This window comes from Pseudomonas sp. GW821-FHT07F01 (assembly GCF_059418825.1).
On record NZ_JBWKQO010000010.1, the window covers coordinates 38,685 to 63,715 of the forward strand.

Here is a 25,031-nt window from a genome sequence, read left to right on the forward strand (position 1 = left end):
CTAAAAATAGCCGCATTTTCCTGAAAGTTGCCTACATAATCTGTTGCAGTTTGCTGTACCTGCCCGGCTGGCAGTTATCAACGCCATCGATACTTTCGGATTATTCTTCCGCTCTTCTAGGGCTTCTCTGATGCTGTGGGACGGCAGTTGCATTGGCCCCCACTGAGCGACGAATCAGCCGGGCAATGATGGAATTGCGACTTATCGAGGTCTTTGCGTCGCACGCAGGGCGTGGGGCAATCCAGGGTGCTGGTTGCGGGAAAAACCAGACTTCGCGGTCTGATCCGGAGCTTGGCGGCTGTGGAAGTTTGCTATTTGAACCCTGGCCCGGCCCCGTATTCACGGGATTTCCCTGGCTTTCGGCGCCTGTCTGGAAGGTTCTGACGGGGCGGCTTTTGCGCCAGAAACACCAGCAACGATGGATGATCCGTGCATTTTGGCGCAAGTTAGGCATAATACGCGGCTTCGATTTTGACCCCGAACAGACCTTTTCTTATGCAGAAAGAACCTCGTAAGGTCCGTGAGTTTCGTCGCCGCGAGCAAGAAATTCTCGATACCGCGCTCAAGCTGTTCCTCGAACAAGGTGAAGACAGTGTCACCGTCGAGATGATTGCGGATGCCGTGGGTATCGGCAAAGGGACCATCTATAAGCATTTCAAGTCCAAGGCGGAGATCTACCTGCGCCTGATGCTCGACTACGAGCGCGACCTGAACGAGCTGCTGCACTCGGCCGACGTCGACAAGGACAAGGAAGCCCTGTCCCGGGCCTACTTCGAATTCCGCATGCGTGACCCGCAGCGCTATCGGTTGTTCGACCGCCTGGAAGAGAAGGTGGTCAAGGGCAACCAGGTGCCGGAGATGGTCGAGGAACTGCACAAGATCCGCGCGTCCAACTTCGAGCGCCTGACCCTGCTGATCAAGGGTCGGATCAGTGAAGGCAAGCTTGAAGACGTGCCGCCGTACTTCCACTACTGTGCCTCGTGGGCGCTGGTGCATGGTGCGGTTGCGCTGTACCACTCGCCGTTCTGGAGCAATGTGCTGGAAGATCAGGAAGGCTTCTTCCAGTTCCTGATGGACATCGGTGTGCGCATGGGCAACAAGCGCAAGCGCGACCCCGACACCTCGAACAGCTAAGGCATTCAGCCGCTGTATTGCGCCATCGACAAACTGTATGGCGCAGTGTCCGAGGAATATACTCAGGCATGGGACTTGCCAAAACCTGATTTTTGGGTCAGGTTTTGCCCGGTTCTCCCTTCCTACGCCGGAGTCATCCATGATCGTTGATCGTCAAGGCAGGCGCTTTCGCAACTTGCGGATCAGTCTGACGTCTGCCTGCAACTACGCCTGTACCTACTGCGTGCCCAACGGCAAGCGGCTGGTGGCTGCCCAGGACGAGTTGTCGGCCGAGGCAATGGCTCGCGGCGTGGCGTACCTGATGGAAGCGGCGGGCATCGAGCGCTTGCGCATCACCGGTGGCGAACCCCTGGTCAGTCCCAAGCTGGAAGCCTTCATGGGCGCGGTGGGGCGCATGGGGCTGGACGACATCAGCCTGACCACCAATGGCCAATTGCTTGCGCGCAAGCTGCCGTTGCTGGTGGAGGCCGGTATCCGCCGGATCAACGTTTCCCTCGATACCCTGGATGCGACGGCTTTTCGCAGCATTGCCCGTGGCGGCGACCTGGCCACGGTGCTCGATGGCATGCAGCAAGCCCGCAGTGCCGGTTTGAAGATCAAGGTCAACATGGTGCCGTTGCGCGGGCAGAACCTGGATCAGGTGATGCCGTTGCTGGATTACTGTCTGGAACGGGGTTACGAGCTGCGTTTCATCGAGCTGATGCGCATGGGCCACCTGGCCAATGATGGCAACGCTTTCCTGCAGCAGTTTGTCAGCCTGCAACAGTTGCTGGACCTGATCGGCCAGCGCTACGAATACCTTCAGGCCGATGCGCCGGTGGATGCTACCGCGGTGCGCTACGCCATTCCCGGGCACGGTCATTTCGGCGTGATCGCCAACGAAAGCGTGCCGTTCTGCCGCACCTGCTCGCGTTTGCGGCTGTCCTCCACGGGCTGGCTGCACGGCTGCCTTTCTTCGAGCAATCGTCACTATGTCGGCGACCTGCTGGACAAGCCGCGCCATCAGGCTCTGCCGGCCTTGCAGCGGCTGCTGGTCAAGGCCTTGGGGGACAAGCAGGAGCTGGCCTTTTCCGGTGGAGCCACGGTGATGAAGATCATTGGCGGCTGAGGCGCTTTGCCGACGAATTCCCTTCCTTGGCGGAGCTGGCGCGGAAGCTGCATCCCGTGGCCATTCGCCGGTTTTCCGTCACCGGATTTTGGAGGGTAGGATGCGTAGCCTGGTTTTGCTGCTGGCCTTTTTGGCACTCGGCGGCTGCATGAATGTCAGTGATATGGGCGAAGGGGTGCGCTATCACCTGAGTGATGCGGGGGTGCTCGATCACAGTGATACACGCCGCACCAGCTCGTTCCGCATTCAGCCGGATTCGTTCATTTTCATTGCCCAGGGGCATTTCGTACCGCCGGGTGGCGCTTATCCGCGGCCCAACGTGGTAGCCGAGGAAGCCTTCAACGGCTTTGTCGAGTATTTCCCCATGGTGCGTCGGGCCAAGGCGCCCGAGGGCCTGAATGAAGCCATGGCCGAAGCCCGGGAAGCGGGGGCGCACTATCTGCTCTACGCCCGTTTCGCCAAGGCCGATGACCGTATCGGTAACTCTGACGAGTGGCTGGATCAGGAAGCCGTGGACCGCCTGGGGGTGGATACCAGTACCATCCAGATCATGTTGATCGAAACCAGTACCCAGTACCTGATCGATTCCGCGCGGATTCGCAGCCGTGGCGGTTTACTGACGTTCCACGACAACAAGCCACAGGATCTGCTTGGTCCGCCGTTGCAGCAATACGCGCGCGGCCTGCTGGGCCTGAGCGACTGATTGATTGAGGGAGGAGAGCGGTATGAGTGGTCCAGGCAAGGCCAACGACCTGTTGGCGCAGATTCCCAAGGCTGAAAAAGGCTTGCCGCCGGTCCACCTGTGGAACCCCGACTTCTGCGGCGATATCGACATGCGCATCGCCCGCGACGGCACCTGGTATTACCTGGGTACGCCGATCGGCCGCAAACCCATGGTCAAGCTGTTCTCCACCATCATTCGCCGCGATGGCGATGACTATTTCCTCATCACTCCGGTGGAGAAGGTCGGCATCAAGGTCGACGACGCACCCTTCGTCGCCGTGACCCTGGAGGTCGAAGGGCAGGGCGAGGCTCAGGTGCTGCGCTTTTCTACCAACGTCGAGGAGCAGGTGGTCGCCAATGACGAGCACCCGCTGCGAGTGGTGATCGACCCCCTGACCCAGGAACCGGCGCCTTACCTCCTGGTTCGACACAATCTTGAAGCGCTGATCCATCGCAACGTCTTCTACCAACTGGTGGAGCTGGCGCAGACCCGCCAGATCGACGGCCAGAATTGGCTGGGGGTGTGGAGTTGCGAGGTGTTCTTTCCCATTGGTCTTGAACCCTGACGGGCGTTTCAGACGGCTGTAAGAAGATATTTCTTGCTCTGGCTCGGGCCTTTCATGTATCAAGCCGGACATGATCAAACATGTCCGATTCGATAAGAAAACAAGGGTGGTCGACGAGTTGATCCGGCGTATTGAAAGCGGCCTGTTGGAGGACGGCTTTCAACTGCCGGGCGAGCATCAGTTGGCCGAAGAATTCGGTGTCAGCCGTGGCACCTTGCGCGAGGCCCTGGCCGAGCTCAAGCGGCGCAACTACATCGCCACGCAAAGCGGCGTAGGCTCCATCGTCACCTTCGACGGTGTTGCCCTGGATCAGCATCATGGCTGGGCCCAGGCCCTGGCCGACAGCGGTGCGCTGGTCAACACCGAGGTGCTGCGCCTGGAAGCGATCCAGCGCCCGGACCTCAAGCATCGCCTGGGCACCGACCAGTTCATCGCCCTCGATCGCCGGCGCCGCAGCACCGATGGCCGGGTGCTGTCCCTGGAGCGCTCTCTGATCCCGGCTTCCGGCGAGCTGGAAGGCCTGCCTAGGGTCGGCCTGATCGATGATTCCCTGACCATTACCCTGGCCGCCTACGGCTATATCGGCGAGCGCGGCGATCAGTGGATCGGCGCCGAGCCCTTGAATGCTGAAGATGCCCAATTGCTCGGACGTGCGCCGGGCGAAGTCTTCCTCAAGGCCCTGCGTACCACCTACGACCGCCAGGGGCGCTTTATGGAGCAGGTCGAAAGCCTGCTGGACCCGCAGCATTTTCGCATGCACCTGCAGTTCGGAGAGCCGCGGTGAATGCATTGCAGCGCGCCCTGGGCGCCTTCTACGGGCTGGCCCTGGGCGATGCGCTGGGCATGCCGACCCAATCCTTGAGCCGGGAACAGATCCAGCAGCGCTTCGGCGTCATCCGCACCCTGGAGGACGCCGGCCCGGACCAGCCGATTGCCGCGAACATGCCCCGGGGCTCCATTACCGACGATACCGAGCAGGCGATCCTGGTGGCTCGCCTGTTGGTCCGGGGGCAGGGCCGGATCGCTCCGGCGGCCCTGGCCCAGAGCCTGATCGAGTGGGAGGCGCAGATGCAGGCCAAGGGTTCCCAGGATCTGCTGGGGCCTTCCACCAAACGCGCCATTGAAATGATCCTCGCCGGGGAGTCCGTTGAAGAGGCGGGCCGCTATGGCACCACCAATGGCGCCGCCATGCGCATCACGCCGGTGGGCATCGCCGCCGATGTGGCTCGGCCCGAGACCTTTCTGCAGGCGGTGGTCGAGGCCTGCCAGGTGACGCACAACACCAGCCTGGGCATTGCCAGCGCGGCGGCGGTGGCGGCGGTGGTGTCCGCCGGAATCAACGGCCAGCCTCTGGCCGAAGCCTTGGCACTTGGTGTGCAGGTCGCCCGGCAGGCCCAGGCCCAGGGGCACTGGGTAGCGGGTGCCACCATCGGTGCTCGCTTGGACTGGACCAGCACCCTGCGTGTCGACGGCGATCGGGAAGGCTTTGCGCGGATGCTCTACGAGCTGATCGGCACCTCGGTGGCTTCCCAGGAATCGGTGGTGGTGAGTTTCGCCCTGGCCCGACAAGTGGCCCTGGGGCAATTGCCGGCCTTCGAGGCACTGTGCATGGCCGCCGGTCTTGGGGGCGACACCGACACTATCGCGGCGATTCTCGGTGCCATGCTCGGCGCTTGCCTGGGGATGGAGATCTGGCCTGGCGAACTGATCGGGCAGGTGCGAAAGGTCAATGAGCTGGACCTGCAGCCTCTGGTGGAACAGCTGCTGGCGCTGCGTTGAGCCGCCTTTAAGGTACAGGCAGCGGTGTGCGGCCATGTTGCCGATCGCTATGGAAAGCTATGACACGGCCAGGAATGCCGGGATGTTCTGTGACTTCCGAAATTGCCCAATACCCCTAACAACGGCAACAGGAGTTTTATCATGAGTTCATCCACGGCCGGATCAGGCGCCGGGCAATTGGAAACCCGCGGTATCGAGCCGGTTCCCGAGGCAGAGTGCGACGGGCACCCGCTGCAGCTGTTCTGGGTCTGGTTCGCGGCCAACATCAGTATTCTCGGCCTGCCCCTGGGGGCGACTCTGGTGGCGTTTCGCGGTTTGTCGATCTGGCAGGTGCTGCTGGTGGCCATCCTGGGGTCGGTGGGGTCGTTCGCCGTGGTCGGCCTGATCTCGGTAGCCGGCCGGCGCGGGCGGGCGCCGAGCCTGACCCTGTCCCGGGCAATCTTCGGGGTGCGGGGCAATATCGGCCCGACCCTGGTGTCGATGCTTTCACGGGTTGGCTGGGAGACGGTCAATACCACCACGGCGGCCTTCGTCCTGCTGTCCCTGAGCTCGATCCTGTTCCAGACCCCGGCCTCGGCCAAGGATGCGCCGCTGCTGACCCTGCTGTTCATCGGCATCTTCGTGCTGATGACCCTGAGCGTCTCCGGCCTGGGCCACGCCACCTTGCTGGTCATCCAGAAGTGGGCCACCTACGGCTTTGGTGCCCTGAACGTGCTGGTGGGCGGTTTCCTCTGCGCCACCATCGACTGGGCGGCGGTCTTCAATGCCGCGCCGGCCCCCATGAGTGCGATGATCATCGGCGTCGGCACCATGGCCGCCGGGACCGGGATTGGCTGGGCCAGTTCCGGGGCCGATATGTCGCGTTATCAGCACCGTTCGGTAACGGCCGGGCGCCTGGTGGCCTCGGCGGCGTTTGGCGCCGGCATTCCGCTGGTGTTGCTGATTACCCTGGGCGGATTGCTGTCGGTGGGCAACGACCACCTGGCCTCGGCAGTGGACCCGATCATCGCGATCCGCGACATGCTGCCGACCTGGATGGCGGTGCCCTACCTGGTCGCGGCCTTTGGCGGCCTGCTGCTGTCCAACAACCTCTCTGTGTATTCCGCCGGCCTCACCGCGCTGACCCTGGGCCTCAAGGTCAAGCGGGTCTATGCGGTGCTGGTGGATATCGTGGCGATCTTCCTCGGCTCGATCTATTTCATGCTGATTGCCGACAGCTTCTATGGCCCTTTCATCAGCTTCATCTCCCTGCTGGCGGTGCCGATCACCGCCTGGGTAGGGATCTTCGTGGTGGACCTGATCCATCGTCATCACTACAGCGCCGATGATCTGCTCAACGTCGGCCCGAGCAGCGCCTACTGGTACCGGGGCGGCATCGAATGGCGAGCCTTTGGCGCCTGGGTGCTGGCGATTGTGCTGGGCTTCTGTTTCACCACCATCGGCACCACTGCCGAAGACGTCTGGTTCACCGGGCCCCTGGCAGATTCCTGGCTGGGGCATAACGGCCTGGGCTGGATCGTCACCTTCCTGGTGGCCGGCGGCGGTTACGCTCTACTGGGCGGTGCCCGGGACCGGCGCGCGGCCTTTGTCGAGAACGCCAATGCCTAGGTTGCTGCACACCGGCCAGGTGATAGTCGACCTGGTGATGGCGGTAGAGCGCCTGCCGGCCTCCGGAGGCGATGTGCTCGCGCAATCTGCGGGCTTCGAGGCCGGTGGCGGCTTCAACGTGATGGCCGCCGCGGCGCGCAACGGGTTGCCGGTGGTCTACCTCGGGCGCCACGGGCAGGGGCGCTTTGGCGACCTGGCGCGGGCGGCGATGCAGGGCGAAGGCATACAGATGAGCCTGGAGCCCGGCAGGGGGGCTGATACCGGTCTGTGCGTGGCCCTGACCGAAGCCTCTGCTGAACGCACCTTCATTTCCCATATCGGCGCCGAGGGCGAATTGTCGGCCGAGGATCTGGCCCGGGTCCGGGTGGAGGCGGGGGATTACCTCTATGTCAGCGGCTACAGCCTGTTGCAGGAGTGCAAGGCACGGGCCCTGCTGGACTGGTTGCTGGCGCTGCCTCGTTCGATCCCATTGATGTTCGACCCGGGGCCGTTGGCCGGTTCGGCAGATTCACCCTTGATGGCGGCGCTGTTGCCACGGATCGACATCTGGAGCAGCAACCGCGCCGAGGCATTGCAATTGACCGGTACTTCGCAGATTGCCCAGGCGCTGGCGCAGCTCGAAAGCTGGTTGTCACCTGCGGCGTTGCTGGTGCTGCGTGATGGCCCCCGCGGCTGTTGGGTCAGCCGCCAGGGGCAGGCGGTGCAGGTGCCGGGGTTCAAGGTGGAGGCGGTGGACAGCAACGGTGCCGGTGATGCCCACGCCGGGGTCTTGGTCGCCGGGCTCGCAGCGGGCCTTGAGCCGCTGATGGCGGCTCGTCGGGCGAACGCCGCGGCGGCGATTGCCGTCACCCGGCGTGGCCCGGCCACCGCTCCGGGCAGTGCCGAAGTGGATGCCTTGCTGGCGCGCGGCTGAGTCAGCGGCGAGCAGTTGGCCGCCGGTCAGCCGGCCTTGCTCAAGGCTTCGATCAGCTCCTGCTTGCGCATGCGCGAGCGTCCCGGAATCTTCTTCGCCCGAGCTTCGCGCATCAGGCTGTCCTTGCTCTGGGTGCCCAGGGACGCCGCGCTGTTGCGGGCATGCCCGTGGCGTGTGGCCACCGCGCGCCGGGCCGACTCGCTGCGGGCCCGGGCCTTGTCTGCCGGGCTTTTGTCCCGACCGGAGCCACCCGCCCGTTCACCGCCGCCGGACTGCTTGTTCACCGTGGCCCAGGCCCGTGCTTCGGCCTGCTCCGGCGAGAGCCCGCGTTCTTCGTAGCTGGCTTCGATGGCCGCGGCCTTGCGGCGCTGGGCCAGGGTGTATTTGGCTTTGCTTCCTCGAGTCATGACATCTCTCCTCAAGGCCCTGGCGCACAGGGCCTGCTGGATTGAACCGGCGGTTACTGGCTGCTGCCTTCAGAACCTGAGCCGCCGGTGGTGGTTTTCGAGCCGGTACCGGTCTTGCCACTGTCGGGTGTGCTGGAGTCCATGGTGCCGACACCGCCCTGGCGGCCGTTGTCGTTGCCCTGAATGCGCGGGTCGGTCCCGGTCGCCGGTGGCAATGAGCCTTCGTCCATGGCCGGTGGGTTGATGTTGATCTTCGGCGTGCCCTGGGTGGCCGGGGATTTCGGGCCTTCAACCGGGTTGGTCGGGCCGGTGGCGCCGGCCAGGGCAGCAGTGGACAGCAGCCCGGCCAGGGCCAGGGTGCAGAGTTGGACCTTGATCATGGTGTCGCCTCCATTCGTTAGAGTCGTTACCTGATATTGGTCCGCTGCCGGGGCCGGTTGGTGCCTGATGATCGACGAACGGTGTTATGCACCGGCTGCCATACGCCAGTGGCCCAGGCGCCGCCAGCCCAGGCGGCCAAGGCTGATCAGCCAGTTCAGCAACGCTACGCCGAGCACCGTGAACAGCAGCGCCTGGATGCCGGCTTCGACGATGATCCGCCCGGCCAGCCAGGGAAAACCGAAGACCCCGATGAAGTACGACAGGCTGAACAGCAGCAGCGCCTGGGAGGTGCAGCCGGCTGGCGCTTCGTTGGCCGCCAGGCCGTTGATCACCGAGTAGGTCAGGCCATAGCCCACCCCCAGGGTCACGGCAGCCAGCAGGTAGCTGGCGCTGCTGTCGACAGCAAATAAAAAGAGCAGGATCGACACCAGCATCAGCCCCGAGAGGAGGCAGGCGGCACGATAGGGATCGCGCTTGACCACGATCCCGGCGATCAGCAGGCGGCTGGCGATGGCGGCGCTCATGAAGCCGAGGAAGAACAGCGAGTAGTCGACGCCGCGGGAGGGGCCGTAGCTGGTCTGGAAGCTCGACAGGCCGCCGAATACGCAACCTCCCAGGCCCACCATGAGAATCGGCCAGACGGCGCGGGAGGACAGCACCTGCGCGGTGCCAGCCCAGGTGATGCCAGCCGCCGAGGTGCCCAGGTGGTTGGCCTGCTGGCGCAGCCGGCCGCCCAGCCGCCAGAAGATCAGCACACCCAGCAGGCTGGCGCCGGCGGCGATCAGAAAGGCGCTGGTCAGTGGGTAGCCCAGGGCACTGGCCAGGCGCCCCAGCAAGGGGCCGGAGCCGATACCGGTCATCATGCTGCCCGACAGCAGTGCGAAATAGCGGGCCCGTTGCGCGGGCTCCACCAGCATCGCCACGATGATCGGTCCCAGGGTATAGAACACCCCCCAGCCCAGGCCCAGGGTCAGGCCGAAGAACAGCAGGCCGGGGCCGACCCCCGGGGTCAGGGCAAAGCCCAGGCTGGCCACCGCCAGCAGGCAGCCGAACACTGCCACCGAGCGCGCGGCGCCGAGGCGGTCCGAGAGGTGCCCGGAGCCGATCACCGCAACAAAGGTGCTGAGCATGGCTGTGGAAATCACCGTGCCGGCATCGTGTTCATTGCCGCCACGGCTGCCGATCAGCAGCGACAGGAGAAAGGTCGAGCCGTAGGACAGCGACAGCAGGTAGCTGCCCAGGCAGAACAGGCCGAATAACGGGGCCGAGACCCGGGACTGCTGCGGGGTGCACGCCGACATGAAAGTGCCTCTTTATGCTTGAAGTCATGTCGGGCTTTCTAACATGGCGCCTCCCGGTGTTTGTTGTGTTCCTGCAGGCCTCAGGGTTACTCGGCAGCGGAGTAAGTGCCGTGCGCAAGGAACGGGGCCGGGGGGGGCTTGGCATAAATGGTCGTGCATGTATTTCTGCTGCCGTTCTAATATGGCCGCCTGATTCCAACAAGAGAGCCGTCGATGACCGTAGAAATCCGTCCTGCACTGCCCAGCGATGCCCCGCAGATTCTTGCGTTCATCACCGAACTTGCCGATTACGAGCGGGCCCGCCATGAAGTGATCGCCAGCGTCGCCGATATCGAACGCAGCCTGTTCAGCGAGGGGGCCACGGCCCATGGCCTGATCTGCCTGCGCGAAGGCGTGCCGATCGGCTTTGCGGTGTTCTTCTTCAGTTATTCCACTTGGCTGGGCAGCAACTGCCTGTACCTGGAGGACCTTTACATCACTCCGGAACAACGGGGCGGCGGGGCGGGCAAGCAACTGCTGCGGCATCTGGCGCAGATCGCCTGTGACAATGATTGCGGGCGCTTCGAATGGAGCGTGCTGGAGTGGAACGAGCCGGCGATCCAGTTCTACAAGTCCCTGGGCGCCCAGCCTCAGGAGGAATGGGTCAAGTACCGCATGGATGGCGAAGTGCTGCGCGCCTTTGCTCGCGGCTGACCTCCGCTGGCTCGTGGAGGAGCCGGCGTGCCGGCGAAGGCGCACGCCATCGGCGCCCCCGGCGACAAGCCATGCTTTGACGGTGTCGAGAATCAGCCTTTCAAGGTCGCCATGTCGATCACGAAGCGGTACTTCACATCACCCTTGATCATGCGCTCGTAGGCTTGATTGATCTGGCGGATGTCGAGCATTTCGATATCGCAGGTGATGCCGTGCTCGGCGCAGAAGTCCAGCACTTCCTGGGTCTCGGCAATGCCGCCGATCAGCGAACCGGCCAGCACCCGGCGGCTCATCACCAGCTTGCCGGCATGCAGCGCCGTGTCCACCGGTTCGATCAGGCCCACCAGGATATGCACGCCATCGAAGCGCAGGGTGTCGAGGTAGGGGTTGAGGTCGTGGGGCACCGGGATGGTGTCCAGGAGAAAGTCGAAGTGCCCGGCCACCGACTGCATCTGCGCCACGTCGGTGGATACGATCACATGGTCGGCACCCTGGCGGCGGGCTTCTTCGGCCTTGCTCGCGGAGCGGGTGAACAGGGTCACTTCGGCGCCCAGGGCCTTGGCGAACTTGATGCCCATGTGGCCCAGGCCGCCCATGCCGAGAATCCCCACCTTGTCACCGGGCTTGACCCCGTAATGCTTGAGTGGCGAGTAGGTGGTGATGCCGGCGCAGAGGATTGGCGCGGCGCTGGCCAAGTCGAGTTTCTCCGGAATGCGCACCACAAAGTGCTCGCTGACCACGATGCTGTCGGAGTAGCCGCCCATGGTGTTGCTGCCATCGACCCGGTCCGGGGTGGCGTAGGTCATGGTCGGGCCTTGCAGGCAGTATTGCTCCAGGTCGGCGGCGCAGGCCTCGCAGTGGCGGCAGGAATCCACCATGCAACCGACGCCCACCAGGTCGCCGACCTTGTGCTTGCTGACGTTGGCGCCGACGGCTGTGACCTTGCCGACGATCTCGTGGCCCGGCATCAGCGGGTACACGGCGATGCCCCATTCGTTGCGGGCCTGGTGGATATCGGAGTGGCAGACGCCGCAGTAGAGGATCTCGATGGCGACGTCGTCCGCACGCGGACTGCGGCGCTGGAAGCTCATGGGGGCGAGGGGAGTGGTGGCCGATTGGGCGGCATAACCGATGGCGGTGTACATGGTGGACCTCGCAAAAGCATTGACGATTGAGGCGTGGCATTCTCGGCGTCGGGCCCTGGGCCAACCATGGCGATTCCTCGGCATGTCATGCCTATTCCTCCGGCATTGGCGGTTTTCACGCGGCATTGGCGTACAGACCTGCGATGATGTTTTCGTCCCTTTTTCCGTGAAGTTTTCCCCATGCTGCTGACCCGCCATCTGGACGCCAACGCCACCCTGGTCTCGCTGATCCAGCCCCTTGCCAGCCGTGACGGTTTCGTTGCCACCGCCTTGCCCGGGGTCCAGGTGCTGCGGGCCAGTTGCGACGTGGCGCGGGGCCCGCAGATCTATGAGCCGAGCCTGATGATCATTGTCCAGGGCAGCAAGCTGGCCTACCTGGGCACGCGGACCCTGGAGTACGGTGCCGGGCATTACCTGATCCAGGCCCTGTCGGTGCCCTTCGAGTGCGAAACCTTCGCCTTGCCCGATGCGCCGCTGCTGGGGGTTTCCATCGCCATCGACCGGGCGGTGTTGAGCGAGCTGGTGCTGGCCATGGGCGTCACCGAAGGCCGGGCGGCTTCGGCGCAGACCCTGGAGTCGATGACCTCGGCTGTGCTCGACGACGCCATGCGTGGTTGCGTGGAACGCCTGTTGCGCTGCCTGCACGATCCTCTGGAGTGCAAGGTCATGGGCCCTTCACGGGTGCGCGAGTTGCTCTTTGCCGCTTTGCGCGGGCCCCAGGCCGATGCGCTGCGGGCGCTGGTGGAGCAGCAGGGGCAGTTCGCCCGGGTTGCGGCTTCGCTCAATCACCTGCACGAGCACTACACCGAGCCGTTGAACGTCGAGACCCTGGCCCGCTGCGCCAACATGAGCACCTCGACCTTCCACGAGCATTTCAAGCGCAGCACCCTGCTGTCGCCGGTGCAGTACCTCAAGCGCCTGCGCCTGCTCAAGGCCCAGCAGTTGCTGCTGGGAGAGGGGCTGGGCGTGGCCCAGGTGGCTCATCGGGTGGGGTATCAAAGCACTTCGCAGTTCAGCCGCGAGTACAAGCGCTACTTCGAACGCAACCCGGGCGAAGAACGCGCCGCCTGAAAACACCGCGCCCTTGGGCCGGAGCAAGGCTTGGGCGGCTCTTCGCCGGCAAGCCGGCTCCTACAGGTGGCGGTGTCGCTGAATCTCGGGCATGAAAAAGGCCCCCATAAAGGGGGCCTTCTTTTATCGCACCGGCTTACATGTTCGGGTAAGTCGGGCCGCCGGCGCCTTCCGGAGTGACCCAGGTAATGTTCTGGGCCGGGTCCTTGATGTCGCAAGTCTTGCAGTGCACGCAGTTCTGCGCGTTGATCTGGAAGCGCTTCTCGCCATCTTCCTGGGTGATCACCTCATACACGCCGGCCGGGCAGTAACGCTGGGCAGGTTCGTCGTACAGCGGCAGGTTGCGGCTCAGCGGGATGCTCGGGTCGGTCAGCTTCAGGTGGCAAGGCTGTTCTTCTTCATGGTTGGTGCCGGAGATGAACACCGAGCTCAACTTGTCGAAGCTGAGTTTGCCGTCGGGTTTCGGATAGTCGATCTTCACGCAGTCCTTGGCCAGCTTCAGGCAGGCGTAGTCCGGCTTGGTGTCGTGCAGGGTGAACGGCAGTTTGCCGCCGAAGATATTCTGGTCCATCCAGTTGAAGCCCGCGCCGATGATCGGGCCGAACTTGTGCATGGCCGGGCCGAAGTTACGGCTGGCGAACAGCTCTTCATACAGCCAGCTGGCCTTGAACGAATCGACGTAGCTCTTGAGTTCGTCGGCGCCTTCGGAGCCGGCGAACAGCGAGTCGGCTACCGCATCGGCGGCCAGCATGCCGGACTTCATGGCGGTGTGGCTGCCCTTGATCTTGGCGAAGTTCAGGGTGCCCAGGTCGCAGCCGATCAGCGCACCACCCTTGAACACCATCTTCGGCAGCGAGTTCAGGCCGCCCTTGCAGATGGCGCGGGCGCCGTAGCTGACGCGCTTGCCGCCTTCCAGGTACTGCTTGAGCACCGGGTGATGCTTGAGGCGCTGGAACTCGTCGAACGGCGACAGGTAAGTGTTGGCGTAGGACAGGTCGACGATCAGGCCCACTACTACCTGGTTGTTTTCCAGGTGATAGAGGAAGGAGCCGCCAGTGTTCTCGTTGCTCATGATATCCAGCGGCCAGCCGGCGGTGTGCACCACCAGGCCAGGCTGGTGCTTGGCCGGGTCGATTTCCCAGATTTCCTTGAGGCCGATGCCGTAGTGCTGGGCGTCGGCGTCGCTGTCCAGGTTGAACTGCTTGATCAGTTGCTTGCCGATATGGCCACGGCAGCCTTCGGCGAACAGGGTGTATTTGCCGCGCAGTTCCATGCCGGGGGTGTACATGCCCTCTTTCGGCTGGCCTTCACGGTCGACACCCATGTCGCCGGTAAGAATCCCGCGGACTACGCCGTTTTCGTCGATCAGGGCTTCCTGGGCGGCAAAGCCCGGGTAGATTTCCACGCCCAGGTTCTCGGCCTGCTGGGCCAGCCAGCGGCACAGATTGCCCAGGGAAATGATGTAGTTGCCTTCGTTGTGCATGGTCTTAGGCACAAAGAAGTCTGGAACCTTGGTGGAGGTTTCGCCGCTGCGCAGGACATAGATGTCGTCGCGGGTGACCGGGGTGTTGAGCGGGGCGCCCAGTTCCTTCCAGTCCGGGAACAATTCATTCAGGGCCCGTGGTTCGAACACGGCACCGGAAAGGATGTGAGCACCGACTTCGGAGCCTTTTTCAACCACGCAGACGCTGATTTCCTTCCCGGCTTCAGCGGCCTTCTGCTTAAGGCGGCAAGCGGCGGACAAGCCTGCGGGGCCGGCACCGACGATGACCACGTCGAATTCCATGTATTCGCGTTCCACTAGGCTATCTCCTACTCAAGGCTCAACGGTTTTTTCTAATTGGAGGTTTGGCGTTGCATCCCCGCTTTCTCCCATCGCGCATGGGGGGAGAAGGGGAGGACGGCCGACCTTTCTCTCTGGGCGGCGCATTATATCTACACCACTCTCAGCGTCCAATACAAACGTTTGTTTGAATTTGCCGCAGCCCAGATAAATCAAAGAAGCGCGGCTTATAAACGGCTATTTTGCCGTATTGACCGGAAAAGGCGTTCCGGTCAAGATACGGTCGGTTTTGCGCTCGCCGTAGGCTGACTGTTGGTTTCAAGAGCACCTCTAAAGACAGGGCAAAGGCAGTAAAGGTGACGCGCGCGCAACTTGAAAGTGCGCAGTCTACACGCCGCGATAATGAATGACTCGTCGGTCACCACTGACGAACGGTCATCACCCCGTGAGCAAGGTCAACCTTTTTGTGCGCCAGCGTTTTTGGAGGTGCCCTTGTGCCGATGAGCATCAACCGCCAGGTTCTCGCCTAGGCGACTTTCTTTTCACCGGAGAGTAACGAGGAATCCATGAAGGTTCTTGTAGCTGTCAAACGAGTGGTCGACTATAACGTCAAGGTTCGCGTCAAAGCGGACAACTCCGGCGTCGACCTCGCCAACGTCAAGATGTCGATGAACCCTTTCTGCGAAATCGCAGTGGAAGAAGCCGTACGCCTGAAAGAGAAAGGTGTAGCGACTGAAATCGTCGTCGTCTCCATCGGTCCTGCTACTGCTCAAGAGCAACTGCGTACCGCCCTGGCACTGGGTGCCGATCGCGCGATCCTCGTCGAGTCCGCTGAAGAGTTGAACTCCCTGGCCGTGGCCAAGCTGCTCAAGGCCGTGGTCGACAAGGAACAGCCACAGCTGGTGATCCTCGGCAAACAGGCCATCGATAGCGACAACAACCAGACCGGCCAGATGCTGGCAGCCCTGAGCGGCTACGCTCAAGGCACCTTCGCCTCCAAGGTCGAAGTGTCCGGCGACAAGGTCAACGTCACCCGTGAAATCGACGGCGGCCTGCAGACCGTTGCGCTGAACCTGCCAGCCATCGTCACCACCGACCTGCGTTTGAACGAGCCGCGCTACGCGTCTCTGCCAAACATCATGAAAGCCAAGAAGAAGCCGCTTGAAACGCTGACTCCTGATGCTTTGGGCGTTTCCACCGCCTCCACCAACAAGACCCTGAAAGTCGAAGCGCCGGCTGCGCGCAGCGCGGGCATCAAGGTCAAGTCGGTGGCTGAACTGGTCGAGAAACTGAAAAACGAAGCGAAGGTAATCTGATCATGACTATCTTGGTAATCGCCGAACACGATAACAAGGCGCTGGCTCCGGCCACCCTGAACACCGTTGCCGCCGCCGCCAAAATCGGTGGTGACGTGCATGTATTGGTAGCCGGCCAGGGCGTTGGCGCCGTGGCTGAAGCCGCGGCCAAGATCGCTGGCGTGGCCAAAGTGCTGGTGGCCGACAACGCCGCCTACGCTCACCAACTGCCGGAAAACGTTGCGCCGCTGGTGGCCGAACTGGGCGCTGGCTACAGCCACATCCTGGCTGCCGCTACTTCCAACGGCAAAAACATCCTGCCGCGGGTTGCCGCTCAGCTGGACGTCGACCAGATCTCCGAAATCATCTCGGTAGAAAGCGCTGATACCTTCAAGCGTCCGATCTATGCCGGTAACGCCATCGCTACCGTGCAGTCCTCGGCTGCCGTAAAAGTCATCACCGTACGTGCCACCGGTTTCGACGCCGTTGCCGCTGAAGGTGGTTCGGCTGCAGTCGAAACCGTCGGCGCCTCTCACGATGCCGGCAAGTCGAGCTTCGTTGGCGAAGAACTGGCCAAGTCCGATCGCCCTGAACTGACCGCAGCCAAGATCGTCGTTTCCGGCGGCCGCGGCATGCAGAACGGCGACAACTTCAAGCACCTGTATGCCCTGGCCGACAAGCTGGGCGCTGCTGTCGGCGCGTCCCGCGCTGCGGTGGACGCAGGTTTTGTGCCCAACGACATGCAGGTCGGCCAGACCGGCAAGATCGTTGCGCCACAGCTGTACATCGCCGTCGGTATCTCTGGCGCTATCCAGCACCTGGCGGGCATGAAGGACTCCAAAGTGATCGTCGCGATCAACAAGGACGAAGAAGCGCCAATCTTCCAGGTAGCCGACTACGGCCTGGTAGCGGACTTGTTCGAAGCCGTACCTGAGTTGGAGAAGCTGGTCTAATCCGGCGTCTTCACTTATAAAGAGCCCGGCCTTTTGGCCGGGTTTTTTTATGTGTGTTTTTTGCCGGGGGAGGGTTTCGCCATGGATCTGCGCCGCATGAGTGGCTGGCCAGTGCTGTTGGGCCTGACGTTGTTGCCATCGTTGTCGATGGCGGCGGGCAAGTGCGAGCGTCTGGTGGTCACTGGCAGCCCCGATGCACCGCCTTACCTGTGGCGTGACCCTCAGGACCCCAAGCACCTGATGGGTGCCAGCGCCGACCTGCTGCAGCAGGTGGCCGGGGAACTGGGGCTGAAGGTCGAGGTGCTGTATGCCGGCAAGCGCTCCGAGGCGCTGGACGAGGTACGCACCGGGCGCATGGACCTGCTCGCCGATGCACCGCTGACCCTCAATGAGCTGGAATCGCTGGACTACATCCACCCGGCGCTGGTGCAGAACGACTATCTGGTCTGGACCCGCAAGGATTCGACCCTCAGCTACACCCAGCCGGGAGACCTGGCAGGCCATCCGGGCGCCGTGTCGGAAAAGGCCCGACTGACTCAGCCCTTTGTCGCCATGGCCAAGGAGCATCTGCAACTCAAGCGCCTGCCGAATCTGACCCAGGTCTTCCAGACCTTGCTCCTGGGGGAGGTGGACTATGTGCTGGCGCCTCGCTACGCAGGCATGGCCATGGCCCAGACCCTGGGCATGACGGCGGATCTGGCAGCGTTTCCCCAGCCCATCGACAAACCGGGGCTGTTCCTTGCGCTGTCCCATAACTCCGCCTGCAATGACCCATGGTTGCGCGGACAGTTGGCCAAAAAGATGACAGAATTGCCCGCGTCCGGTCTGACGGAGACCTTGCTGCAGCGCAATCTGGAGCGCTGGAAGGCCCAGTTGCAGCAACCCGTCAGCAGCCCAAAACAGTAGGAATCTTGTGTGACTATTCGACCTCTTTTCGCCGCCATGGCTGTTCTCGCCCTGGCGGGTTGTGCAACCGATCCGGCGCCCATCGAGCAGATGCGCCTCACCGCGCAGACGCTGGAGCAGGCCAAGGCCGTGGGGGCTTCTGCCGAGGACATGCCCGAGTTGAAACTGGCCGAAGACAAGTTCTCCCGGGCACAGGGCAACATGCAGGATGAGTCCTACAAGAAAGCGCGGATGCGCGCCGAACAGGCCGAACTGGATGCGCGCCTGGCCGAAGCCAAGGTCCTGACCCGCAAGAGCCAGGAACAGGTGAATGCACTCAATACCCGCATCACTCGCCTGCGCAAGCAACTGGGAGATGCCCAATGAATCTGTCTACCCGGATCATCGGCAGTGCAGTGCTCCTGGCATGCGCCGGACTCTATGGCTGCGCTGGCCAGCACAGCGAAGAAGCCCTGCAGCAGGCCAGTAACGACTTCCAGAAGGTCAAGGAAGACTCCAACGTGCTGCGTATCGCGCCCAAGGACGTGATCCGTGCCGGGGAGTCCCTGGCACGTGCCGATCGCCTCTCCACCTATTGGGGCAGCGGTGGCGATGTGGAGCATTACGCCTACCTGAGTCGGCGCTACAGCGAAATCGCCCGTGAGCATACCGAACAGGCACTCAACAACGAGCGTGCGGCCAAGCTCGAGCTGGAGCGCCAGCGCCTGCAACTGGCCCTGCGCGAAGCCAAGTTGCTCAGCGTGCAGCAGCAGGGCAAATGGCTGGAAGAACAGATCATCAGCCTGGCCACCACCCAGACCGATCGCGGTCTGGTGATGACTCTGGGGGATGTGCTGTTCGATACCGGCGAAGCGGAACTGAAGAACTCGGCGAACCGCACTGTGCTCAAGGTGGTGCAGTTCCTCCAGTTGAACCCCAAGCGCGTGGTGCGCATCGAGGGTTACACCGACAACACCGGCGAGCGCCAGAGCAATCTGCAGCTGTCCAAGGACCGCGCCCAAGCCGTGGCGGATGTGCTGGTGGACCTGGGTATCGATGAAAAACGCATCCAGGTCGAAGGCTATGGCGACGACTATCCGGTGGAGGCCAATGCTTCCGAGCGGGGAAGGGCGCAGAACCGTCGGGTAGAGATCGTGTTCTCCGACGAAAAAGGCCAGTTGGGCGCTTCTCGCTGAAGCTGCGCCAGTGCCACGGAAAAACCCGACGCCTTGCCCGCGTCGGGTTTTTTTATGCCTGCCAAGAGGTTCACAAAAACCCTACAGTTATGCTTTTCACTGCCCCGTGTCCTCGACTATTGTAGAAACTGTCCCAGTACACTTCTAAACTGTGCCGGTATTGTTTCACACAAGAATAAAACGCCGTGAAATCGAGTGCTGCGCCATGACCAATCTCTTGCTCTATCAACGTATCGCTCAGCAACTGGCTGAGGATATTCGCCGTGGTGTCTACCAGCCGGGGGAGCGCGTACCGTCGGTACGCAAGATGAGCTCGCAGCTCAATGTCAGCCACGCCACGGTACTCCAGGCCTACGCCAACCTCGAAGACCAGGGGCTGATTCGCGCGCGCCCGCAGTCGGGCTACTACGTGCACCAGACGCCGGCGCTGACCGCGCCCACGCCGGATATCGCCCGGGTCGAGCGCCCAGGGCTGGTGACCCGCAGCAGCATCATTCAGCAGGTGCTGGTGGAGTCCCGTCGCGAAGGTGTGTTTCCGTTGGGGGCCGCAGTGCCCAGCGTTGACTATCTGCCAGTGCGGGCGCTGCACCAGCAGTTGGCCAAGGTCACCCGGTTTCACAGCCCCCGGGCATTCAGTTACATGTTCAGCCCGGGCTTCGAGCCACTGCGGCGTCAGGTGGCCATTCGCATGCGCGATGCCGGGGTGGTGGTCGACCCGTCGGAAGTGGTGATCACCCACGGCTGCGTCGATGCCCTGCAGATGTCATTGCGGGTGCTGACCCGGCCCGGGGACCTGATTGCTGCGGAGTCGCCGACCTACTACGGCCTGCTGCAACTGGCGGACTTGCTGGGGCTCAAGGTCATCGAGATTCCCAGTGATCCGTCCACCGGCATGAGCCTGGAAGCCCTGCAACTGGCGGCCAACCAATGGTCGATCAAGGCCCTGGTGCTGACCACACGCCTGAGCAATCCCCTGGGCGGCACCATGCCCGAGGAGCGGCAGAAGCAGTTGCTGCGCCTGGCATCGGATTTCGATATCCAGGTGGTCGAGGACGATATCTATGGCGAGTTGATGTTCGAGGTGGGGCGTACCAAGGCCCTCAAGGCCTATGACCGCCTGGATCGGGTGATCTACTGTTCGAGCTTCTCCAAGACCTTGTCTCCCGGCGTGCGCATCGGCTGGATGATTGCCGGCAAGTACCAGCAGGAGATCCAGCGCCTGCAGACCTTCAGCACCCATTCTGCGTGCAGCGTGACCCAGATGGGGGTTGCGGCCTACCTGGAAAACGGCGGTTATGACCGGCATTTACGGTACATCCGCCAGGAATACCGGAAGAATCTCAGCGCCTTTCAACTGGCGGTGCAGCAGTACTTCCCTGAGGGCACGCAGATCACCCGGCCCAACGGGGGCTTCATTCTCTGGGTCAGCCTGCCGGGGCGGGTCAACACCCAGGAGCTTCATGTGCGAGCCTTGCAGCAGGGCATCAGCATCGCCCCGGGGCTGATCTTCAGCAACACCGAGCAGTTCAACCACTGTGTGCGGCTCAACTGCGGTACGCCCTGGAATCGCGAGGCCGAGCGGGCCCTGATGACTTTGGGAATGCTTGCCAGCCAGTTGTGCCAGGAGGCGGCGGGCGGATTTTAATCAGTGTGGCCCTGTGCTTGTCATGGGGCCTGCAACAAGCGAGCATAGAGGACCTTTTGTCGATCTACCTGTCTTTCATGAAAGCCTTTCTACCTGCCCTCTGGTTAAGTGTCTGTCTGTTGGGAACCACCTTCGTGGCTCCTGCCCAGGCGGCTTCCTCCCAGGACAAGCCGGCTGCGGGGGCGGCCCACGCCACTAAGGCGGCCCCTGCCAAGAAGGCTCCGGCCAGCAAGGCCAAGCCTTCGGCCAGTGCCAGCAAGAGCAAGTCCGCGGCCAAGAAGGCGCCCGCCAAGCCCAAGTCCAAATGGGCCTATCAGGACATCAAGAAGCCGTTGCCCAGCGCCAAGGTGGACTTGAGCCTGCCGCCGGAAATGGTCAAGCACCTGCAGCCGGTGGGCAGTGTGCCGCTACCCAAGCGCGAGCCGCTGCTGCCGCAGATGTTTGGCGAGAAGCCCAAGGAAAGCAGCCCGTTCCAGCTCAACGGCCGCTTGCTCAGCAATGAAATGCAATTGCAGCTGCGCAACGAGGAACGTCGGGATATCGAAGGCGCGGCCCTGGATTTCGAGTTCAAGCAGTAAATTCTTCATCCTCTTCTGTGACGGGTTGGCTCGACACTTTGTCGGAGACTGATCAGTCACGCACGGTTGTGCGTCAAATCCGTTCTTTGAGTAATTTTAAACGGCTGTTTTAGCGGTTACTCTTGGCGGGCGTCATTCAACACTCTGCTTGTCGCAAGGAGCTTTTCCTCATGAACTGCCGTGAAGGTTGTGGCGCCTGCTGCATCGCCCCTTCCATCAGCACCCCGATTCCCGGAATGCCCCAGGGCAAGCCGGCGGGAGAACGTTGCCTGCATCTTTCTGTCGAACACCTGTGCGGGCTGTTCGGCCTGCCGGAGCGGCCGGCGGTGTGTGGGGCGTTCCTGGCGGATCCCGAGGTGTGTGGCGAAAGCCGCGAAGAAGCCATCCGCCTGATTGGCTGGTGGGAACAAGTGACCGCGGCATAGAGTGTTCTCAATGAACGGAACTTCAACAATAAGGAATAAGACAATGGGTTCGCTGCAACGAATGGCTGTGCTCTGTGGTTTAACCGTGCTCTTGTCGGCAACGGCCCACGCCGAAGACTGGCAAACCGCCAAGGATGAAGACGGCATCAAGGTCTCCTTGAGTGAAGTGGCCGGCTCCAAATACAAGGCCTACCGTGGTGTGACCACCATGAAGACCTCCATCGCCAAGCTCCGCGCGCTGCAGGAAGACGTGGCGGGCGCCTGCTCCTGGATCCACGAGTGCAAGACCCAGAAGCTGCTCAAGCACGAGGGCGATCAAAGCTGGACCTACACCCAGTTCAACACCCCGTGGCCAGTCACTGCCCGTGATTCGGTATTGCACATCACTACCAGCGAAGCGGCCGACGGCAGCCTGACCCGCAAACTGGAGGGCGTGCCCACCTACATCCCTGAAGAGAAAGGCTTCGTGCGGGTGGCCCAGGTCGAGGGCTACTGGAAGTTCGTACCCAAAGGCGCCGACCAGGTGGAAGTGACCTACCAGGTGCACACCGAGCCGGGTGGCAGCGTGCCGTCCTGGCTGGCCAACAAGTTCGTGGTGGATGCGCCGTTCAACACCCTGAAGGCACTCAAGGCTCGCGCCGAAAAGCCTTGATCGGCTGAGTTTTGCCAGCATTACCAGGGCCGCCTTCGGGCGGCCTTGTCATTGCTGTGTTCCGGCAGCGCGGTGGAACGATTGCCCGTTGCTCAGGGTCGAGATGTTGTCAGCCCACTCATGGGGCTATCGAGGAGGCACTGATGCAAAAGTGGCAAGTCACTTTCGTTGACGATCATGGTGTCCAGTCCGTCGAGCATTTCGACTGCGACCAGCAACCGACGATGGAACGCGCCGCACAACTGGTGCGGGCCAAGTTGTTGCCAGTGAGTGCCGAACTGGACCTGAACGATCTGGACGGGCGCACCGAGGATCCCACCCTCAAGAGCCTGAAAGAGCAGAACAGCATTCAGATTCTCAGTATCACGCCGATCTAGAGAGGGTAGAGCGCGCTTCGCAGCAATTTCTGGCGACGTCCAGAGCAAGGCGCTAATCTGCAAACGAGATCAGCGAATTCTTCGCTAGGCTCTGATCTTGTCAGCTCCATGCTTGTTTCCTGACGACCCGCCCCGGGTCGTGATGCCGGTCCCTTTGGCCGGTGGTTCGGGAAACACGGAAAGTCTATCCATCGGTTTGAGGAGGACGTTTCATGAGCACAGCCGTTCAAGAAGACATCAGCAGCAGTGTGCTGCGCCGCATGAAAGAAGGCGGTTTCGACTTTTCACGATTCCATCCCATCGAGTTCTACGCCATTTTTCCGGATGAGGAGCGGGCACGCAGGGCGGCAGGACATTTTCGCGGTGAATCCTTGAATGCCCAGGTCAGCGTGCGTGACGACGGCGCCTGGTACCTGGAACTGAGCAAGGTGATGTACGCCACCTATGGCGGCATCGGGGATTTTGAACAGGACTTCGAGGCGGTGGTCGAGCCCCTGGGCGGCATCATTGAGGGCTGGGGAGTGAAACAGGAGATCCGTGGACGGCTGGTATAGCCTGCGCTAGATATATCGAGACAGACAATTGGCTGGCCCCTGGGCCGGCCAATTGTGTTTTCGGGGCCCGCACAAGGTAAAAAAAAGCCACCCGAGAGGGTGGCTAAAAGGGAAGACCGGTCAGGAGAGGGAACCGGTCGGGAGAGCCCGGACCCGGTTGTCATCGGCGTCATCAAGGTTGCAGCAGCGACTTCATCAGGCTTGGCGAAGTGTTTGCTCGATGGACGCGATTATCCCCAGCGGCCAGCGGGCAGTGAAATCAACTCTGACTATGCTGGTGATAGCCAAGACCGATGCCAGCCATGGCCCGGGCAGGGGCGGTCCGCATGCATCGGTTATGCGGGCATCGGCCTTGGGCTGCAACGGACTGATTTTGGGGCGCTTGTGCCGAAGGCACAGGGCTGGCGAAGCCCGGGTGTGCAGGTGACAGGGAGTACGGCATGAACCACAGCGCTGTTGATGAAATGCATGGGGCCGACGGCCAGGTTCGCGAGCATTACCGCGAGTTCGCCCGCTGGTTGGCCAATACCCCCGACGAACTCCTGGCCCGCCGCCGTCGCGAGGCCGACCTGCTGTTCCACCGTGCCGGCATCACCTTCACCCTGTATGGCGACGAGCAGGGCACCGAGCGGCTGATTCCCTTCGACACCATTCCCCGCATCATCCCGGCACGGGAATGGCGGATCATCGAACAAGGGTGCATTCAGCGGGTACGGGCGCTGAACCTGTTTCTGGCCGATCTCTACCACCAGCAACGAATCATCCGCGCCGGGATCATTCCCGCCGAGCAGGTCCTGGCCAATCAGCAGTACCAGCTGGCCATGCAGGGCCTGGACCTGCACGGTGATGTCTATGCCCATGTCTGCGGAGTTGATCTGGTACGCGACGGCGACGGCCGCTACTGCGTGCTCGAGGACAACCTGCGCACCCCCAGCGGCGTCAGCTACATGCTCGAAGACCGCAAGATGATGATGCGCCTGTTTCCCGAGCTGTTCGCCGCCCAGCGCATCGCCCCCATCGACCATTACCCGAACCTGTTGCTCGATACCCTGAAAAGCTCCAGCCCCCTGGACAATCCGACGGTGGTGGTACTGACCCCGGGGCGCTTCAACAGCGCATTTTTCGAGCATGCGTTCCTGGCGCGGGAGATGGGAGTGGAGCTGGTGGAAGGTGCCGACCTGTTCGTGCGTGACGACCGGGTGTTCATGCGCACCACCGCCGGCCCGCAGGCGGTGGATGTGATCTACCGTCGCCTCGACGATGCCTTCCTCGACCCCCTGGCGTTCAACCCCGATTCCCTGCTCGGCGTGCCCGGCCTGTTGGCAGCCTACCGCTCGGGCACTGTGGTACTGGCCAACGCCATCGGCACCGGGGTGGCCGATGACAAGTCGGTGTACCCCTATGTCATCGAGATGATCCGTTTCTACCTGGACGAAGAGCCGATTCTGCAGAACGTGCCGACCTGGCAGTGCCGCCGGCCCGCCGAGCTGTCCCATGTGCTGGCCAACCTGGCGCAACTGGTGGTCAAGGAAACCCAGGGTTCCGGCGGCTACGGCATGCTGGTGGGGCCGGCGGCCACGGCGGCGCAGATCGAGGAGTTCCGCGTACGGATCAAGGCCCGGCCCGAGGCGTACATCGCCCAACCAACCCTGGCGCTGTCCACCTGCCCGACCTTTGTCGAAAGCGGCATCGCCCCGCGGCATATCGATCTGCGGCCCTTTGTCCTTTCTGGTGGTGAAACCCGTGTGGTGCCCGGTGGTCTTACCCGTGTGGCCCTGCGTGAAGGTTCGTTGGTGGTGAATTCCTCACAGGGCGGCGGGACCAAGGACACTTGGGTGGTCGAGGATTAAGGAAGCCTG

Annotated in this window: 27 protein-coding genes; 22 read left to right on the top strand and 5 right to left on the bottom strand. The window is 62.5% G+C overall.

The genetic code is table 11. The annotated features are described in order from the left end of the window. Positions 1-495 precede the first annotated feature (495 nt). From AC07R1_RS30175 to AC07R1_RS30210, 8 genes are all read left to right on the top strand, one after another. Positions 496-1,134, top strand: a complete 639-nt coding sequence (locus tag AC07R1_RS30175) for a TetR/AcrR family transcriptional regulator (RefSeq protein WP_011060125.1) — start codon at positions 496-498, stop codon at positions 1,132-1,134. 139 nt (positions 1,135-1,273) lie between these two features. Then, complete coding sequence (locus AC07R1_RS30180; protein WP_011060126.1) at positions 1,274-2,242, top strand: GTP 3',8-cyclase MoaA; 969 nt, start codon at positions 1,274-1,276, stop codon at positions 2,240-2,242. A gap of 100 nt (positions 2,243-2,342) precedes the next feature. After that, positions 2,343-2,945: a DUF4823 domain-containing protein gene (locus AC07R1_RS30185; protein ID WP_011060127.1), complete on the top strand. Its 603-nt coding sequence runs from the start codon at positions 2,343-2,345 to the stop codon at positions 2,943-2,945. A gap of 22 nt (positions 2,946-2,967) precedes the next feature. Further along, positions 2,968-3,531 carry a DUF1285 domain-containing protein gene (locus tag AC07R1_RS30190; protein WP_495111236.1) on the top strand — a complete coding sequence of 188 codons (564 nt, stop codon included), beginning with the start codon at positions 2,968-2,970 and terminating at the stop codon, positions 3,529-3,531. Positions 3,532-3,601: 70 nt separating this feature from the next. Beyond that, complete coding sequence (locus tag AC07R1_RS30195) at positions 3,602-4,315, top strand: GntR family transcriptional regulator (RefSeq protein ID WP_011060129.1); 714 nt, start codon at positions 3,602-3,604, stop codon at positions 4,313-4,315. After that, positions 4,312-5,310: an ADP-ribosylglycohydrolase family protein gene (locus AC07R1_RS30200; protein WP_011060130.1), complete on the top strand. Its 999-nt coding sequence runs from the start codon at positions 4,312-4,314 to the stop codon at positions 5,308-5,310. Before AC07R1_RS30195 ends, AC07R1_RS30200 begins: the two co-directional genes overlap by 4 nt. A gap of 141 nt (positions 5,311-5,451) precedes the next feature. Then, complete coding sequence (locus tag AC07R1_RS30205) at positions 5,452-6,918, top strand: purine-cytosine permease family protein (protein ID WP_041116809.1); 1,467 nt, start codon at positions 5,452-5,454, stop codon at positions 6,916-6,918. Continuing rightward, the gene (locus AC07R1_RS30210; protein ID WP_015634716.1) at positions 6,911-7,831 is read left to right on the top strand and encodes a PfkB family carbohydrate kinase; all 921 of its coding nucleotides are present in this window, start codon (positions 6,911-6,913) and stop codon (positions 7,829-7,831) included. Before AC07R1_RS30205 ends, AC07R1_RS30210 begins: the two co-directional genes overlap by 8 nt. A 26-nt stretch (positions 7,832-7,857) precedes the next feature. On the opposite strand, the gene AC07R1_RS30215 is transcribed toward AC07R1_RS30210, so the two are convergent. The 3 genes from AC07R1_RS30215 to AC07R1_RS30225 form a co-directional block, all read right to left on the bottom strand. Beyond that, positions 7,858-8,238: a Rho termination factor N-terminal domain-containing protein gene (locus AC07R1_RS30215; protein WP_019094643.1), complete on the bottom strand. Its 381-nt coding sequence runs from the start codon at positions 8,236-8,238 to the stop codon at positions 7,858-7,860. 53 nt (positions 8,239-8,291) lie between these two features. Then, positions 8,292-8,618 (bottom strand): hypothetical protein, encoded by a 327-nt coding sequence (locus AC07R1_RS30220; RefSeq protein WP_495111237.1) that lies wholly within the window; start codon positions 8,616-8,618, stop codon positions 8,292-8,294. A gap of 84 nt (positions 8,619-8,702) precedes the next feature. After that, positions 8,703-9,920: an MFS transporter gene (locus AC07R1_RS30225; RefSeq protein WP_011060135.1), complete on the bottom strand. Its 1,218-nt coding sequence runs from the start codon at positions 9,918-9,920 to the stop codon at positions 8,703-8,705. A gap of 213 nt (positions 9,921-10,133) precedes the next feature. Between AC07R1_RS30225 and AC07R1_RS30230 the strand changes: the two genes are divergently transcribed. Beyond that, positions 10,134-10,613 (top strand): GNAT family N-acetyltransferase, encoded by a 480-nt coding sequence (locus AC07R1_RS30230; protein ID WP_011060136.1) that lies wholly within the window; start codon positions 10,134-10,136, stop codon positions 10,611-10,613. A 92-nt stretch (positions 10,614-10,705) separates the two neighbouring features. Here the strand turns inward: AC07R1_RS30230 and AC07R1_RS30235 are convergent, their stop codons facing one another. Further along, positions 10,706-11,758: an NAD(P)-dependent alcohol dehydrogenase gene (locus AC07R1_RS30235; RefSeq protein WP_495111238.1), complete on the bottom strand. Its 1,053-nt coding sequence runs from the start codon at positions 11,756-11,758 to the stop codon at positions 10,706-10,708. Positions 11,759-11,938: 180 nt separating this feature from the next. Here AC07R1_RS30235 and AC07R1_RS30240 point away from each other — a divergent pair, with 180 nt between their 5' ends. Beyond that, positions 11,939-12,829 carry an AraC family transcriptional regulator gene (locus AC07R1_RS30240; RefSeq protein ID WP_495111239.1) on the top strand — a complete coding sequence of 297 codons (891 nt, stop codon included), beginning with the start codon at positions 11,939-11,941 and terminating at the stop codon, positions 12,827-12,829. A 136-nt stretch (positions 12,830-12,965) separates the two neighbouring features. Here AC07R1_RS30240 and AC07R1_RS30245 read toward each other — a convergent pair whose 3' ends face one another. After that, a complete protein-coding gene (locus AC07R1_RS30245) occupies positions 12,966-14,630 on the bottom strand; it encodes an electron transfer flavoprotein-ubiquinone oxidoreductase (RefSeq protein ID WP_011060139.1) in 1,665 nt (554 codons plus the stop codon). 548 nt (positions 14,631-15,178) lie between these two features. On the opposite strand from AC07R1_RS30245, the gene AC07R1_RS30250 reads away from it, so the two are divergent. The 12 genes from AC07R1_RS30250 to AC07R1_RS30305 all read left to right on the top strand — a co-directional run bounded on the left by AC07R1_RS30250 (position 15,179) and on the right by AC07R1_RS30305 (position 25,022). Beyond that, positions 15,179-15,928, top strand: a complete 750-nt coding sequence (locus tag AC07R1_RS30250) for an electron transfer flavoprotein subunit beta/FixA family protein (protein ID WP_015634720.1) — start codon at positions 15,179-15,181, stop codon at positions 15,926-15,928. A 2-nt stretch (positions 15,929-15,930) separates the two neighbouring features. After that, entirely contained in the window at positions 15,931-16,860 is a 930-nt protein-coding gene (locus AC07R1_RS30255) for an electron transfer flavoprotein subunit alpha/FixB family protein (RefSeq protein WP_248766342.1), read from the top strand. An 81-nt stretch (positions 16,861-16,941) separates the two neighbouring features. Then, positions 16,942-17,766 (top strand): substrate-binding periplasmic protein, encoded by an 825-nt coding sequence (locus tag AC07R1_RS30260; RefSeq protein ID WP_011060142.1) that lies wholly within the window; start codon positions 16,942-16,944, stop codon positions 17,764-17,766. A gap of 9 nt (positions 17,767-17,775) precedes the next feature. Continuing rightward, positions 17,776-18,132: a DUF4398 domain-containing protein gene (locus AC07R1_RS30265; RefSeq protein ID WP_011060143.1), complete on the top strand. Its 357-nt coding sequence runs from the start codon at positions 17,776-17,778 to the stop codon at positions 18,130-18,132. Beyond that, positions 18,129-18,941, top strand: a complete 813-nt coding sequence (locus AC07R1_RS30270) for an OmpA family protein (protein WP_011060144.1) — start codon at positions 18,129-18,131, stop codon at positions 18,939-18,941. Before AC07R1_RS30265 ends, AC07R1_RS30270 begins: the two co-directional genes overlap by 4 nt. Before the next feature lie 205 nt (positions 18,942-19,146). Next, entirely contained in the window at positions 19,147-20,586 is a 1,440-nt protein-coding gene (locus tag AC07R1_RS30275) for an aminotransferase-like domain-containing protein (RefSeq protein WP_011060145.1), read from the top strand. Between the two features lie 77 nt (positions 20,587-20,663). Continuing rightward, positions 20,664-21,164 carry a hypothetical protein gene (locus AC07R1_RS30280; RefSeq protein WP_026020149.1) on the top strand — a complete coding sequence of 167 codons (501 nt, stop codon included), beginning with the start codon at positions 20,664-20,666 and terminating at the stop codon, positions 21,162-21,164. A gap of 170 nt (positions 21,165-21,334) precedes the next feature. Continuing rightward, the gene (locus AC07R1_RS30285) at positions 21,335-21,589 is read left to right on the top strand and encodes a YkgJ family cysteine cluster protein (RefSeq protein ID WP_011060147.1); all 255 of its coding nucleotides are present in this window, start codon (positions 21,335-21,337) and stop codon (positions 21,587-21,589) included. 43 nt (positions 21,590-21,632) lie between these two features. Beyond that, entirely contained in the window at positions 21,633-22,241 is a 609-nt protein-coding gene (locus AC07R1_RS30290; RefSeq protein WP_011060148.1) for an START domain-containing protein, read from the top strand. 143 nt (positions 22,242-22,384) lie between these two features. Then, a complete protein-coding gene (locus AC07R1_RS30295; protein WP_015634724.1) occupies positions 22,385-22,618 on the top strand; it encodes a hypothetical protein in 234 nt (77 codons plus the stop codon). A gap of 212 nt (positions 22,619-22,830) precedes the next feature. Continuing rightward, on the top strand, positions 22,831-23,172 hold the full coding sequence (locus tag AC07R1_RS30300; RefSeq protein WP_011060150.1) for a ribonuclease E inhibitor RraB: 342 nt from the start codon (positions 22,831-22,833) through the stop codon (positions 23,170-23,172). A 440-nt stretch (positions 23,173-23,612) separates the two neighbouring features. Then, positions 23,613-25,022 (top strand): circularly permuted type 2 ATP-grasp protein, encoded by a 1,410-nt coding sequence (locus AC07R1_RS30305; protein WP_065363427.1) that lies wholly within the window; start codon positions 23,613-23,615, stop codon positions 25,020-25,022. Positions 25,023-25,031 lie beyond the last annotated feature (9 nt).